Origin of the sequence: Pseudomonas sp. R84, assembly GCF_009834515.1 — a bacterium.
Taxonomy (GTDB): domain Bacteria; phylum Pseudomonadota; class Gammaproteobacteria; order Pseudomonadales; family Pseudomonadaceae; genus Aquipseudomonas.
Window position 1 is genome coordinate 4616766 of record NZ_CP019426.1, and the last position, 13919, is coordinate 4630684.

A 13919-nucleotide genomic window follows, 5' to 3' on the forward strand; every position below is an offset into this window, starting at 1 on the left:
ATTCATCGACATGCGGCATTCCGTCGCTGCACCCGCCCTTCCTGCCCGAGGATCCAGCCATGAATCAGCTCTGCCCCGGCCGCGTCAGCCGTGAACGTCGTGGTCACGTCAACCTGATCGGCCTTGATCGAGCGGCCAAGCGCAATGCTTTCGACCTCGACCTGCTGAATGACCTGAGTTTGGCTTACGGTGAGTTCGAGGCCGACAGCGAAGCGCGGGTGGCGGTGGTGTTTGGTCACGGCGAGCACTTTACCGCTGGTCTGGATCTGGTCAGCGCCAGCGGCGCACTCGCTGAAGGCTGGCAGGTTCCGACCGGCGGTTGCGACCCATGGGGTGTTTTCGTCGGGCCACGGGTGAGCAAACCGGTGATTGTCGCCGCGCAGGGCTACTGCCTGACCATTGGCATCGAGCTGATGCTGGCGGCAGATATCAATCTCTGTGCGAGCAATACCCGCTTCGCGCAAATGGAAGTACAGCGTGGGATTTTTCCTTTTGGTGGCGCGACTTTACGTTTTCAACAGATTGCCGGTTGGGGCAATGCCATGCGCTGGTTGCTGACCGGCGATGAGTTTGATGCGCACGAGGCGTTGCATCTGGGATTGGTGCAGGAAGTCATGGCCAGTGAGGACCTGTTGCCGAGAGCGATTGAGTTGGCTGAACGGATTGCCCGGCAGGCACCGTTGGGGGTGCAGGCGACGTTGATGTCGGCGCGGCAGGCGCGGTATGAGGGTGAGACGGCGGCGACGCAAGGGCTGCCGGCGCTGGTGAAGAAGTTGCTGGCAAGTGAGGATGCCAGGGAGGGGGTGAGGTCGTTGGTGGAGCGGCGACCTGGCATTTTCAAAGGGATCTGAAATTTTCGCAGACTATCAGGCCCTCTTCGCGAGCAGGCTCGCTCCCACAGGGAAATGCATTCCAGTGTGGGAGCGAGCCTGCTCGCGAAGGGTCCATCACTGACAACTCAGGTCGCCGGGCGAATACTGTTGATCAACGACTGCAACGAATACCCCAGCCGCGGCGCCAGCGCTTCGGCCCGGGCAGTCAGTGCCTGCATGTCCAGCACCTGATCGAGATCCGCCGGGACAATCAGGATCACATTGCCCTCCTTCACCGGCAACTCCCAGTAATGCCGGTGATAGAGCCCGCGCAACAACGCTGCGCCCAACGGTTTGCCATCATCGGTAGCCCACTGATTGATCACCAGCCAGCCACCGGGATTCAGCCGCTTCTGACAGTCGCCGAGAAAACTCCACGCCAGATGCCCGACACCCGGCCCGACATCGGTATACAGGTCGACGAAAATCAGGTCCGCCGGCTCAGCGCTCGGCAGCAACTCCAGCGCATCGCCGACGCGAATGTACAGGCGTGGATCATCGTCCAGCCCAAGGTATTCGATCGCCAGACGTGGCACATCCGGACGCAGTTCAATGGCTTCGACATCTTCCAGCGACAGGAACTTGAGACAGGCCTGCGTCAGCGTACCGGCACCCAGCCCGAGAAACAGCGCACTCTCCGGCTGCTCATGGCACAACGCACCGATCAGCATCGCCCGGGTGTAATCGTATTCCAGCCAGCTCGGATCCGCGGTGAACACGCAGCTCTGCTCGATCGCATCGCCGAACTCGAGAAAGCGGTAATCAGCCACTTCCAGCACGCGAATCACGCCGAACTCATCCTGTACTTCGGCGAGCAGATGCTCGACGCGCTCCTCAGTCATTTCGTCTCCTGATGGTCACCGGGCGCGGTGACGCGATGGCACCGCTGTGGCGCCGTGGCAAAGCGGCGATTGTCGGCGATGGGGCAGGAGCAGGTCACGCACTAATTGCTGCTAACATGGCCTTCCGTGCGTAGACCCTTAGAGACCGTGATGAGCCAACCGTGGAGCCCTGACAGCTGGCGCGCCCTGCCGATCCAGCAACAACCGCAATATCCCGACGCCGCGCACCTGCGCCAGGTCGAGCAAACCCTGGCCAGTTATCCGCCGCTGGTGTTTGCCGGTGAAGCGCGCGAACTGCGTCGACAGTTTGCCGAGGTCACTCAGGGCCGGGCCTTCCTGTTGCAGGGTGGCGATTGCGCGGAAAGCTTCGCCGAGTTCTCCGCAGCGAAAATTCGCGACACCTTTAAAGTGTTACTGCAAATGGCGATCGTCATGACCTTCGCCGCCGGTTGCCCGGTGGTCAAGGTCGGACGCATGGCCGGCCAGTTCGCCAAGCCGCGCTCGGCCAATGACGAAACCATCGACGGCGTAACGCTGCCGGCTTATCGCGGCGACATCGTCAACGGCATCGGCTTCGACGAAAAGAGCCGCGTGCCGGATCCGGAACGCCTGCTGCAGTCCTATCACCAGTCCACTGCCACGCTGAACCTGCTGCGCGCCTTCGCTCAGGGCGGTTTTGCCGACCTGCATCAGGTGCACAAGTGGAACCTCGACTTCATCGCCAACTCGGCGCTGGCCGAGAAGTACAGCCACCTCGCCGACCGCATTGATGAAACCCTGGCGTTCATGCGCGCCTGCGGCATGGACAGCTCGCCACAACTGCGCGAAACCAGCTTCTTCACCGCCCACGAAGCGTTGCTGCTGAACTACGAAGAAGCCTTCGTGCGCCGCGACAGCCTGACCAACGATTATTACGATTGCTCGGCGCATATGCTGTGGATCGGCGACCGCACCCGTCAGCTCGACGGTGCACACGTCGAATTCCTCCGTGGCGTGAATAATCCGATCGGCGTGAAAGTCGGCCCGAGCATGAACCCGGATGATCTGATCCGCCTGATTGATGTGCTCAACCCGGACAACGATCCAGGTCGCCTCAACCTGATCGCGCGGATGGGTGCGAACAAGGTCGGCGATCACCTGCCGGCGCTGATTCGCGCGGTGCAGCGTGAAGGCAAGCAAGTGCTATGGAGTTCCGACCCGATGCACGGCAACACCATCAAGGCCAGCAGCGGCTACAAGACCCGCGACTTTGCGCAGATCCTTGGCGAGGTGAAGCAGTTCTTCCAGGTCCACGAAGCCGAAGGCAGTTATGCCGGCGGCATTCACATCGAGATGACCGGACAGAATGTCACCGAGTGCATCGGGGGCGCGCGGCCGATTACCGAGGATGGCTTGTCGGATCGCTATCACACCCATTGTGATCCACGGATGAATGCCGATCAGTCTCTGGAATTGGCGTTTTTGATTGCCGAAACCCTCAAGCAGGTTCGCCGCTAGACCGCGTCGCCACTTTCGCGAGCAGGCTCGCTCCCACACTGGATTTGTGTCGTCCATGTGGGAGCGAGCCTGCTCGCGAAGAGGCCCGCTCAGTCACAGCCTATCTGCGCCAATGCCACCCGCAATCGCGCCGCACTCTCGCGCTGACAATTCAACTGCACCCTCGCAAGCCCCAGCCAATCCGCCATCCGTTGCAAATTCACCGCCAGCGCCAACATTCCTTCCTCATCCAGCCCCGGCTCTTCCTCGTGCACCGCATGCACTGCCAACTGCCCGGCCACTCGCTCTGCGCGCAGATCAACCCGCGCGGCAATCCGCTCGCTGTGCAAAAACGGCAACACGTAATAGCCGTAAACCCGTTTGTCCTGCGGCGTATAAATTTCCAGCCGATAGCGGAAATCGAACAACCGCTCGGTGCGGCTGCGTTCCCAGATCAACGAATCGAAGGGCGACAACAGCGCACTGGCGACAACCTTGCGCGGGACTTTCGGTTCCGGCAGGCAATAGGCGATCTGTCGCCAACCAGCGACTTCGCACATCTGCAATTGCCCGGCCTCGACCAGCTCAGCCAGTCGCGGCCGTGCATCCGCCGGATTCAGACGGAAGTAATCACGCAGGTCCTTTTCAGTGCCGACGCCCAACACCTGCGCCGCATGCAACAGCAATCCACGCTGCGCCTCGGCTTCATCCGGCAACGCTTGCTGCAAAATAGAAGACGGGATCACCCGCTCCGGCAAATCATACAAACGCTCGAAACCACGACGCCCCGCCACCGTTACTTCACCGGCGGCAAACAACCATTCCAGCGCGTGCTTTTCCGCGCTCCAGTCCCACCACGGTCCGGCCTTGTCTTCGCGGGTCGACAAACTGCCGGCGCCCAGCGCGCCCTGCTCTTCCACCGAACTCAAGACCCGGTGAACAACCTCCTGCTGCTCGCGACCGAATCGGGCCAATTGCTGGTAGATATCCTCGCCGCGCCTGGCTCGCTGCATGCGCCACGCCATCAACGGATACATCGACAGCGGCAGCAACGACGCCTCATGGCCCCAGTATTCGAACAATGTACGACGTCGCCCCGAACTCCAGGCAGCCTGGTCGAGCAAGTCGGAGGAATAGGAACCGAGACGGGAAAACAGCGGCAGGTAGTGCGAACGCACCACGGCGTTGACGGAGTCGATTTGCAACAAGCCCAGCCGTTCGATCAGCCGGTTGACGTGGGCGGCCTTGACAGTCGGCGGCTGGCGCCCGTTGAAGCCTTGGGCCGCCAGCGCCAGTCGTCGCGCCTGTTTGAGGGAAAAGGATACTGTTGCGGGCATGAGCATCTCCTTGTCTGCTCGCAACCTACCTCACTGGAAGTTGGTTTGTGTAGGGCTCTGCTGATCATTTATGCAGCGGGTCATTTATGCATCGGGTCATCCCAGAACGGCCGCACGGCTTCGTGTTCAACGTCGGCACGACTGACGCCGATGTCTTTCAACGCTTCATCACTCAGACTGGCGAGCGACTCACGTTCACGGTGCAGTTCGTACCAGCGGCTAAACTTGTGCAGCAGGTCGGAAACGATATGGCCATGGCCGGAAAATTTTGATTCGTCTACATACTCTCTTTGACCTTTCATCGTGTTGCCTCCTTTTGTGGATGGCTCAAGTCTCGCGCCAGCGCTAAGATCAATCCAACGAATGTTTCTGATGGCATGCATCACGGAGATTCATCAATTGTCGGCCTACCCCAGTATCGATACCGATGTCCTGCGCACCTTCGTCGCCATCGCTGATCAGGGCGGTTTCACCCGCGCCGGTGAAATGGTCAACCGCACGCAGTCGGCGGTGAGCATGCAGATGAAGCGCCTGGAAGAAGACGTCTTGCAGCGGCAGTTGTTCGAGCGCGACGGCCGCCAGGTGCGCCTGACCGCCGAGGGCCAGGTGCTGCTCGGTTACGCGCGGCGCATCCTCAAGTTGCACAGCGAAGTGTTCAACACGCTGCGCGAGCCGCACATGGTCGGCACCGTGCGCATCGGCACGCCCGATGATTACGTGATGAGGTTTCTGCCGGGGATTCTGTCGCGGTTTGCGCAGTTCTATCCACTGATCCAGATCGAAGTGCATTGCGAGTCGACCAAACAGCTGTTGCAGCGCACTGACCTGGATTTGTCGATCGTTACCCGCGAGCCGGGTAACGAGATCGGCCAGTTACTGCGCAAAGAACGGTTTGTCTGGGCCGAGGCGCAGAATTTCAGCGCCCACGAACAGACGCCGTTGCCGCTGGCGATGTTCAACAGTGATTGTTTCTGCCGTTTGTGGGCGTGTAACGCGCTGGACGCGATGGGCCGTGAATACCGCATCGCTTACAACAGCACCAGCCTCTCGGCGCTGATGGCGGTGGTGAGCGCGGGTCTGGCGATCACCGCGCAACTGGAAAGCCTGATCACCCCGGACATGCGCATCCTTGGCGCCGCCGAAGATCTGCCGCTGTTGCCCGAGGCCAGCATCATGCTGATCCGCAACCTGAACAATCCGTCGCCGATCACTGAATGCCTGGCTGAGCACATCGTCGAAGGTTTTAAACTTTAAACGCGAGCATCACCGCGCACAGCACCAGGAAACCGCAGAACAGCCCGCGCAGGAGTTTTTCCGGCATGGCGTGGGCGACTTTCACTCCCCAACTGATGCTCGCCAGACCGCCGATCGCCAGTGGCAGACCGATCATCCAGTCGACTTCGTGGTGTACCGCGTAAGTCACCAGAGTCACGCCGGTGCTTGGCAAGGCCAAGGCCAGCGACAAGCCTTGAGCAACCACTTGCGTGGTGCCGAACAGGCTGGTCAGCACCGGCGTTGCCACCACCGCGCCGCCGACACCGAACAAACCGCCCATGGTTCCGGACGCCGCGCCAAGCACGCCGAGCCAAGGCCAGGAATAGCGCATTTCAGACGTCGCAGCGGGTGGCTTGCCGAACATCTTCAGCAGGTTGTACGCCGAGAGCACCACCAGGAACGCGACAAAGCCGATGCGCATGGTTTGCGCATCTATGCCCACTGCCCAGATCGAACCGATCCAGGCAAAGCAGAAACCCATGATCGCCAGGGGCAACGCGTGCCGCAGTTCGATGCGATTGCGCTGGTGGTAACGCCACAGCGCCAGCATCACGTTCGGTACGACCATGACCAGCGCCGTGCCTTGGGCGATCTGCTGATCGAGACCAAACCACACGCCGAGCAAAGGAATGGCGATCAAGCCGCCGCCAATACCGAATATTCCGCCGAGCGTGCCGAGGGCGGCACCGAACAGCAGGTACAACAAAAACTCAATCACAACCGAATTCCTCTTACGTCAGGCGATTCATCCTACGCAGCCATGGCTGGCGGGGAAACGCACAGCAACGCACAATGGCTATGCCGAATTCGCACAAGCGCTGAGCAGATATGAATCCCAATCAATTGACCGATCAACTCGGGCTGTTTCTCGACGTGCTGGAGAGTGGCAGTTTTTCCGCCGCCTCGCGCCGTCATCCGCTGACACCTTCCGCCGTCGCGCGACGGATCGACAGCTTGGAAAGCGCCGTCGGCAGCCAGTTATTTGTACGCAGCACCCATGCCGTACGCGCGACGCCCGCCGGTCTGGCGTTCGCCGAACGTGCCCGACGCATAGTCGCCGAGTTGCAACTGGCGCGGGCCGAAGCTGTGTCGCTGAGCAGCGCGCCGGAAGGCTTGATTCGCATCGACGCCCCCGCTGCGTTCGGACGCCGGCATCTGGCGCCGGTGATTGCCGACTTTCTCGTGCTCTACCCGGGATTGGATGTGCAGTTGCACTTGATCGACAGTTTCGTCGACATGGGCGGCTCAAACCTGGGCAAGGTTGATCTGGTGCTGCGTGCCGGGCAAATGGCTGACACGCGATTGGTTGCCACGCCCTTGGCGAGCATGGTGCGCATTGCCTGCGCCAGTCCTGACTATCTCAAACGCCGGGGCGTGCCCGGCAGTCCGGCACAACTTGGTGAGCATGATGGTCTGGATTGGGAAGGCCTCGCCCCGCCCTTCGCTTGGCGCTTCGAGCACGACGGCCAGATGCACTTACACCGCCCGGCACGCATCCGCATGAGTGCCAACAATGCCGAGGCCTTGGTCTGCGGCGCCTTGGCTGGCTTGGGCATCGCGCATTTGCCGACCTGGCTGGCGAGCGAATACCTGCTACGCGGGGAACTGGTACCGCTGTTCTGCGAAAACGGCCTGCCAAGCCCGGAATCCACCGGCATTTACGCGCTGCGCATGGAGCAACAAACCAACTCGCGCAGCCGCCTGCTTCTGGAATATCTCAAGACCCGTTTCAGCCCGGTGCCTCCGTGGGATCTGGCCCTACAGAGGGACCTGGACCGACACTAGCACTGGAGAATTATCTGGCGCATTAAAGATTCGAGCGCTAGATTCATGGCCATTACCGAACAAGGCTTTGACATGACTTCCGAACGCGACAACTGCGACGACCTGCTCCTCGACAATCAGGCGTGCTTCGCCCTGCACTCCACTTCGCTGATGATGACCAAGGTCTACAAGCCACTGCTGCAAGCCTTGAACCTGACCTATCCGCAATACCTGGCAATGATGGTGCTGTGGGAAAAGGATGGCTTGACCGTCGGAGAAATCAGCACGCGACTGCTGACCGATCCCGGCTCGCTGACTCCGCTGCTCAAGCGCCTGGAAGGCGAAGGCTTACTGAGTCGCACGCGCAGCCGTGAGGATGAGCGCGTGGTGATTGTCGAGTTGACCGAGCAAGGCCGCGCGCTGAAAGAAAAAGCCCAGACGGTCCCGCAATGCATCCTCGGCGCCAGCGGCTTCTCTCTGGAACGCCTGCAGAAGCTGCAAGCAGAGTTGCAGGCACTGCGTAGTCATCTACAAGAAAGCCTTATCTAAGGCCCACCAATCCCTGTAGGAGTGAGCCTGCTCGCGATAGCGGAGTGCCAGTCAACTCAGAAGTCGACTGAACCACCGCTATCGCGAGCAGGCTCACTCCTACATTTGATCTCGTCGTCTGAAGAATATTTTTCAACGCCCGATCTCCCCGCTATCCCCTCTAAATCGCACTTTTCAGGCTGACCAGCGATTCGCCGTTTTTGCCGAAACGCAAATTCTTCAGAAATTTATCTTGCGCACAATATATTAGCGCGATACATTCACTTCGCACTTACTTAGCGCGCAAATAATTAGCGCGTACAACCACACCCAATGAGGCTCACACCATGCAAACTCTCTACACCGCAATCGCAACCTCCACTGGCGGCCGTGATGGTCGTGCGATCTCCAGCGACAACATTCTCGACGTCAAACTGGCTACCCCGAAAGAACTCGGCGGTGCCGGCGGCGCGGCGACCAACCCAGAGCAACTGTTCGCTGCTGGCTACTCGGCATGCTTCATCGGCGCTCTGAAATTCGTCGCCAGCCAGACCAAACGCAAAATCCCTGACGACGCCTCGATCACCGCCCACGTCGGTATCGGCCAGATCCCCGGCGGCTTCGGTCTCGACATCGATCTGCACATCAGCCTGCCAGGTCTGGAACAAGCCGATGCGCAAGCGCTGGTCGACGCAGCGCACCAGGTCTGCCCGTACTCCAACGCCACCCGTGGCAACGTCGATGTGCGTCTGCACGTTACCGTCTGATCACTGACGCCCCAGGCCCGAACAGGAAATGAACATGCACACTTTCAGCAAAGTCTTGACCGGTACCCTTCTCGCCCTGTCTATCCACAGCGCTTTCGCCGGTGATGTCGAACACAACACTCAGGCATTTCTCGATGTGCTGAATGCCGGTACCGGCAAACCGATGGAACAGCTGACGCCCAAAGATGCCCGCGCCGTGCTGGTCGGTGCGCAGTCCGGGGTCAAGTTGACGCTGCCCAAAGCGGACGTCAGCGAGAAGACCATCCAGGTCGATGGCCAACCGTTGAGCCTGATCATCGTCCGGCCGGCCGGGGTCAAGGGCGAGCTGCCAGTGTTCATGTTCTTCCACGGCGGTGGCTGGGTGCTGGGCGATTTCCCGACGCACGAGCGGCTGGTGCGGGATCTGGTGGTTGGTTCGGGAGCGGCGGCGGTATTCGTCAATTACACGCCTTCCCCGGAAGTGCATTACCCGGTAGCAATCAATCAGGCCTACGCAGCGACGAAGTGGGTCGCTGAGCACGGTAAAGAGATCAATGTCGACGGCAAGCGTCTGGCTGTGGCGGGCAACAGCGTCGGCGGCAACATGGCGGCCGTGGTTGCACTGATGGCCAAAGAAAAAGGCACTCCGGCGATCAAATTCCAGGTGCTGCTGTGGCCAGTGACGGACGCCAATTTCGATACTGGCTCCTACAATCAGTACGCCGAAGGGCACTTCCTCACGCGCAACATGATGAAATGGTTCTGGGACAACTACACCACTGACGCCAAGCAGCGAAACGAGATCTACGCCTCGCCGCTGCGGGCCACCACTGCACAACTGAAGGGCCTGCCGCCCGCTCTGGTGCAGACCGCCGGCGCCGATGTGCTGCGTGATGAAGGTGAAGCCTACGCACGCAAACTTGACGAGGCCGGTGTCGCGGTGACGTCGGTGCGGTACAACGGCATGATTCACGATTACGGTTTGCTTAACGTGATCAGTCAGGTGCCGGCGGTGCGTTCGGCGATGCTGCAGGCATCTGAAGAACTCAAGCAACACTTGAAGTAACCACAATCCCATTGTGGGAGCGCGCCTGCTCGCAAAAGCGGTGTGTCATCCGGTGATGTGCTGGCTGACAGAATGCATTCGCGAGCAGGCTCGCTCCCACAGGGAATTGCGTGAAGCTCAAAACGCAGGCACAAAAAAGCCCGACTCAATGGTCGGGCTTTTTCTTTCCGCAAAAACCGATGCTTATTTGGCACGGCCTTTGTAGGAACCGCCTTCGCGGGTGTCGATTTCGATCTTGTCACCGATTTCGATGAAGTCAGCAACTTGCAGCTCAGTACCGTTAGCCAGCTTGGCTGGCTTCATAACTTTGCCGGAAGTGTCGCCGCGAGCCGAACCTTCGGTGTAGTCAACTACGCGCACGATGGTGGTCGGCAGCTCTACGGAAACCAGACGCTCTTCGAAGAAGATCGCTTCGCAAACATCGGTCATGCCTTCTTCAACGAAAGGCAGAACAGCTTCGATGTCTTCAGCGTTCAGCTCGTACATGGTGTAGTCAGTGGTGTCCATGAACGTGTAGGTGTCGCCGCTGATGAAGGACAAGGTCGCTTCTTTGCGGTCGAGGATTACGTCGTCCAGTTTGTCATCAGCGCTGTAAACGATCTCGGTCTTGTAACCGGTCAGCAGGTTTTTCAGCTTGGTCTTCATGATCGCGCTGTTACGGCCCGATTTGGTGAATTCAGCTTTCTGAACCAGCCAAGGATCGTTCTCGAGACGGATCACGGTACCGGGTTTCAGTTCTTTACCAGTTTTCATTGCGAATATCCGAATTTGGATGGGATTTACAAAAATCTAGGCCGCGTATCATATCCAATTTAGGTAAAACTGTACCAGCGCTGCGGCAAGATCGGCCTGCAAGCCTTGTTCCAGACACCACGCTTCGGCATTTTTCTGCAGTTCTGGCCAATGATTACGGGCGGCGAGCCAGTGTTCGCCGATGGGTTGACCGGCGCTCCACGCTCGCCAGAGACCGTTCACCGCCTCGGCAGCGGCCGGTGACAGGCCTTTTGTGTAGAGCGCGAGGAAGGCGTCGAGCTTGTCCAGATGGATGTCTTCGTCCTGCTGATAGATGTGCCAGAGCATCGGCCGCCCCGCCCATTGCGCGCGGACAAACGAATCTTCACCGCGCACCGCATTGAAATCGCAGCACCAGAGCAAGTGATCATATTGATCCTGTCGGACGAACGGCAGCACTTGCACGATCAGGGACTGACGCACATGGATCGCACCAACGGTCAGCGTTTCCACACCCAGCCAGCGCGCCACATCGCCAAGAACCCGCCCTTCCGGCACTAGCAGATGGGTCGGCGCGGCGTCCGCTGCCAACACGTCCAGCCAACTGGCCAGCCCGGCATTCTCGTAGGCAAATAACGAAATCAGCTGCGCCTCAGGCGCGCGATCGATGCCCAGGCCTTGCAGGAATTGTCGCTGCGCCTCGGGATCCTGTTGAAACTGCCGACGCTGCCCAAGCAATCCACGCTCACGCAGCAAACCGCCAGTACCGGGCTGGAAACCGGGGAAAAAGAAGATTTTTTGCACCGATTTGTATTTCACCGACGGCAGACCGTGGCAACCGACAACCCAGTCCTCGGCGCTGAGGTAGTCGAGGTTCATCCACAACGGCGGCTTTTCACGCTCGGCCATAGCATCCATGTAGTCACTGGGCAACTGGCAGGCAAACGCGGCGATCACCACATCCGCCGCATCTGTGTGCACCCACTCAGCCGGCCAGTGCCGCACTTCGACGCCTTGTTGCGATTGCTGTGCGGCGTTTATATCGATCACCGGGCAAATGCGTTCGAATGCGCGCAGATCATCGACCCACAATCGCACTGCCAAACCATGCTCAGCCACCAATTGCCGGGCCAGACGCCAAGTCACGCCGATGTCGCCAAAGTTGTCGACCACCGTGCAGAAAATATCCCAGCGGGGTTTCAATTCCGGCATTCAAGACTCCCGTTGGCAAAAGCAGCGATTGTCCGCATAAATGACCTCGCGCAGAAGTCCCGACGGCGATTAATCTTCGTGCGACAATCGCCACTTGCCCGCAATCACCCGCCAGGAGGCAGCCATGCCCTACCGTCCCAACCCGCGCCGTCCTTTGCCTGTTCAGCTTAGTGCGCTGCATCTGATCGGCAGCATTGCCTTGGGCATGTGGCTGGGCTTCGTCGCCATTGCGCTGACCTGCTGGCTACTGTCGCATTTCGTGTTCAAAGAACAACTGGCACCGGTTGCTCAAGCTGTGCAGCAACTGGCCAATCCGCCGGCGGCTGTTCAAGTCCAGCCGGATATTCCACCGCAGAGCCCGTTGTTCCAGCAGTACGAAGAAAACCTGCGCAAGAACGAGCAGCAGGCACGGCTGGATCAGGCGCGTGGCAGCACGCGTAATCTGTCGAATCCAAAGTGTCAGTTCTGGCTGCAACAGGATCAGACGGCTCCGAGCGAGAAAAGCCGCGCCAACGTTTTGCAATTCTGCGATTGATCATGAACAAACACACGGTTCACCAACTGATTCTCGACAAACTGCGCATCGACCTCGACATCGCCGAACGCGCTGCGCAAACCGCTTACGAAACCGCGACCCACGAAGAAAACATCGCCGAAAACAAGTACGACACGCTGGGCCTTGAGGCGTCGTATCTGGCGGCCGGACAGGCGAAACGTGTCGAGGAAATTCGTCAGTCACTGGCGTTGTGTCAGAACCTGACGCTGCGTGCCTACGATGAAAATCGTGGAATCGAGGTCGGCGCCCTGCTCGGTCTGGAGGACGAAAAGGGTCGCGAACAATGGCTGTTTCTGGCACCGGATGCGGCAGGGCTGAAAGTCGACGTGGTCGGACAGCCGATTACCGTGATCACCCCGCGCTCGCCGCTGGGCAAAGGTCTGCTGGGCAGGTGCGAAGGCGATGAGGTGGAGATTCTGGTGGCGGGCACCCGGCAACAATTTGCTGTCACCGAGGTGCTTTAAGGTAGTTGATCAGTGAACCGGCAGTTCGACGCCGTCGAACAGTTCTTCCAGTTCCTGCTTGTTGTGGCACTGAATGGCTTTGGCCATGACTTCGCGGGTCAGGTGCGGAGCGAACTTCTCGATGAAGTCGCACATGAAACCACGCAGGAAGGTGCCGCGACGGAAACCGATCTTGGTGATGCTCGATTCGAACAGCTCGCTGGCATCCAGCACCACCAGGTCGTTGTCGAGTTTGGTGTCGACCGCCATTTTAGCGACGATGCCCACACCCAACCCCAGGCGTACGTAGGTTTTAATCACGTCGGCGTCGGCAGCGGTGAACACCACTTTCGGTGTCAGACCGCGATGACTGAAGGCTTCGTCGAGTTTCGAGCGACCGGTAAAACCAAATACGTAAGTCACGATCGGGTATTCGGCCAGTGCTTCCAGGGTCAGCTTCGGCAGCTTGGTCAGCGGGTGGCCCTGCGGCACGACCACGCAACGGTTCCAGCGGTAGCACGGCATCATCACCAGATCGCCGAACAGCTCCAGCGCTTCGGTGGCAATGGCAAAATCGACGGTGCCGTCCGCAGCCATTTCGGCGATCTGCATCGGCGAACCCTGATGCATGTGCAGCGCCACGTCCGGGTATTGCTTGATGAAATTGCTGATCACCGGTGGCAGCGCATAACGTGCCTGGGTATGGGTGGTAGCGATCGACAGGGTGCCTTTCTTCTCGTTGGAAAATTCCTGAGCGATCTGTTTGATGCTTTCGACCTTGCGCAGAATCTCACCGGCGGTGGTGATGATGCGCTCGCCGGCCGGGGTCACGCGGGTCAGGTGCTTGCCGCTGCGGGCAAACACTTCGACGCCAAGTTCGTCTTCCAGCAGGCGGATTTGTTTACTGATGCCCGGTTGCGAGGTGTAAAGGCTTTGGGCTGTAGCGGAAACGTTGAGGTCGTGGTGCGCCACTTCCCAGATGTAGCGCAGTTGTTGAAGCTTCATATGAATCCCTCAAAGCAGGTAGACGCCACGGGCATCAGCGACGGTATATAACTATATTAATGGTT

16 protein-coding genes are annotated in these 13919 nt (G+C 59.4%); 9 read left to right on the forward strand and 7 right to left on the reverse strand.

Annotated elements, in window-relative coordinates; all coding sequences use genetic code 11:
* Window positions 1-59 precede the first annotated feature (59 nt).
* Window positions 60-851 carry a crotonase/enoyl-CoA hydratase family protein gene (locus tag PspR84_RS20320; protein WP_160058906.1) on the forward strand — a complete coding sequence of 264 codons (792 nt, stop codon included), beginning with the start codon at window positions 60-62 and terminating at the stop codon, window positions 849-851.
* Between the two features lie 107 nt (window positions 852-958).
* On the opposite strand, the gene PspR84_RS20325 is transcribed toward PspR84_RS20320, so the two are convergent.
* Entirely contained in the window at window positions 959-1714 is a 756-nt protein-coding gene (locus tag PspR84_RS20325; RefSeq protein WP_160058907.1) for a spermidine synthase, read from the reverse strand.
* A gap of 150 nt (window positions 1715-1864) precedes the next feature.
* Between PspR84_RS20325 and PspR84_RS20330 the strand changes: the two genes are divergently transcribed.
* The gene (locus PspR84_RS20330) at window positions 1865-3211 is read left to right on the forward strand and encodes a 3-deoxy-7-phosphoheptulonate synthase class II (protein WP_003226774.1); all 1347 of its coding nucleotides are present in this window, start codon (window positions 1865-1867) and stop codon (window positions 3209-3211) included.
* Between the two features lie 89 nt (window positions 3212-3300).
* On the opposite strand, the gene PspR84_RS20335 is transcribed toward PspR84_RS20330, so the two are convergent.
* Together PspR84_RS20335 and PspR84_RS20340 are read right to left on the reverse strand one after the other, a co-directional pair.
* Window positions 3301-4527 (reverse strand): winged helix-turn-helix domain-containing protein, encoded by a 1227-nt coding sequence (locus PspR84_RS20335; RefSeq protein WP_160058908.1) that lies wholly within the window; start codon window positions 4525-4527, stop codon window positions 3301-3303.
* Window positions 4528-4607: 80 nt separating this feature from the next.
* Entirely contained in the window at window positions 4608-4829 is a 222-nt protein-coding gene (locus PspR84_RS20340; protein ID WP_160058909.1) for a DUF1127 domain-containing protein, read from the reverse strand.
* Window positions 4830-4926: 97 nt separating this feature from the next.
* On the opposite strand from PspR84_RS20340, the gene PspR84_RS20345 reads away from it, so the two are divergent.
* On the forward strand, window positions 4927-5781 hold the full coding sequence (locus PspR84_RS20345) for a LysR substrate-binding domain-containing protein (RefSeq protein ID WP_007908606.1): 855 nt from the start codon (window positions 4927-4929) through the stop codon (window positions 5779-5781).
* Here the strand turns inward: PspR84_RS20345 and PspR84_RS20350 are convergent.
* On the reverse strand, window positions 5771-6520 hold the full coding sequence (locus PspR84_RS20350; protein ID WP_160058910.1) for a sulfite exporter TauE/SafE family protein: 750 nt from the start codon (window positions 6518-6520) through the stop codon (window positions 5771-5773). The two genes, PspR84_RS20345 and PspR84_RS20350, sit on opposite strands and share 11 nt — an antisense overlap.
* A gap of 110 nt (window positions 6521-6630) precedes the next feature.
* Here PspR84_RS20350 and PspR84_RS20355 point away from each other — a divergent pair, with 110 nt between their 5' ends.
* The 4 genes from PspR84_RS20355 to PspR84_RS20370 all read left to right on the forward strand — a co-directional run bounded on the left by PspR84_RS20355 (window position 6631) and on the right by PspR84_RS20370 (window position 9906).
* Window positions 6631-7587: a LysR family transcriptional regulator gene (locus PspR84_RS20355; RefSeq protein ID WP_160058911.1), complete on the forward strand. Its 957-nt coding sequence runs from the start codon at window positions 6631-6633 to the stop codon at window positions 7585-7587.
* Between the two features lie 72 nt (window positions 7588-7659).
* Window positions 7660-8115, forward strand: a complete 456-nt coding sequence (locus PspR84_RS20360; protein WP_174244471.1) for a MarR family transcriptional regulator — start codon at window positions 7660-7662, stop codon at window positions 8113-8115.
* A 326-nt stretch (window positions 8116-8441) separates the two neighbouring features.
* Window positions 8442-8861 (forward strand): organic hydroperoxide resistance protein, encoded by a 420-nt coding sequence (locus PspR84_RS20365; RefSeq protein ID WP_007908600.1) that lies wholly within the window; start codon window positions 8442-8444, stop codon window positions 8859-8861.
* A gap of 34 nt (window positions 8862-8895) precedes the next feature.
* Complete coding sequence (locus tag PspR84_RS20370; protein ID WP_160058913.1) at window positions 8896-9906, forward strand: alpha/beta hydrolase; 1011 nt, start codon at window positions 8896-8898, stop codon at window positions 9904-9906.
* 183 nt (window positions 9907-10089) lie between these two features.
* On the opposite strand, the gene PspR84_RS20375 is transcribed toward PspR84_RS20370, so the two are convergent.
* Together PspR84_RS20375 and earP are read right to left on the reverse strand one after the other, a co-directional pair.
* Window positions 10090-10659, reverse strand: coding sequence for an elongation factor P (locus tag PspR84_RS20375; RefSeq protein ID WP_007908599.1), 570 nt, complete (start codon window positions 10657-10659; stop codon window positions 10090-10092).
* A gap of 48 nt (window positions 10660-10707) precedes the next feature.
* Window positions 10708-11850, reverse strand: a complete 1143-nt coding sequence (earP, locus tag PspR84_RS20380) for an elongation factor P maturation arginine rhamnosyltransferase EarP (protein ID WP_160058914.1) — start codon at window positions 11848-11850, stop codon at window positions 10708-10710.
* Window positions 11851-11974: 124 nt separating this feature from the next.
* On the opposite strand from earP, the gene PspR84_RS20385 reads away from it, so the two are divergent.
* Together PspR84_RS20385 and PspR84_RS20390 are read left to right on the forward strand one after the other, a co-directional pair.
* Window positions 11975-12385: a hypothetical protein gene (locus PspR84_RS20385; RefSeq protein ID WP_160058915.1), complete on the forward strand. Its 411-nt coding sequence runs from the start codon at window positions 11975-11977 to the stop codon at window positions 12383-12385.
* 2 nt (window positions 12386-12387) lie between these two features.
* Window positions 12388-12870: a GreA/GreB family elongation factor gene (locus tag PspR84_RS20390; RefSeq protein ID WP_160058916.1), complete on the forward strand. Its 483-nt coding sequence runs from the start codon at window positions 12388-12390 to the stop codon at window positions 12868-12870.
* A 9-nt stretch (window positions 12871-12879) separates the two neighbouring features.
* Here the strand turns inward: PspR84_RS20390 and cysB are convergent, their stop codons facing one another.
* Complete coding sequence (gene cysB, locus PspR84_RS20395; protein WP_007908591.1) at window positions 12880-13854, reverse strand: HTH-type transcriptional regulator CysB; 975 nt, start codon at window positions 13852-13854, stop codon at window positions 12880-12882.
* Window positions 13855-13919: the final 65 nt, after the last annotated feature.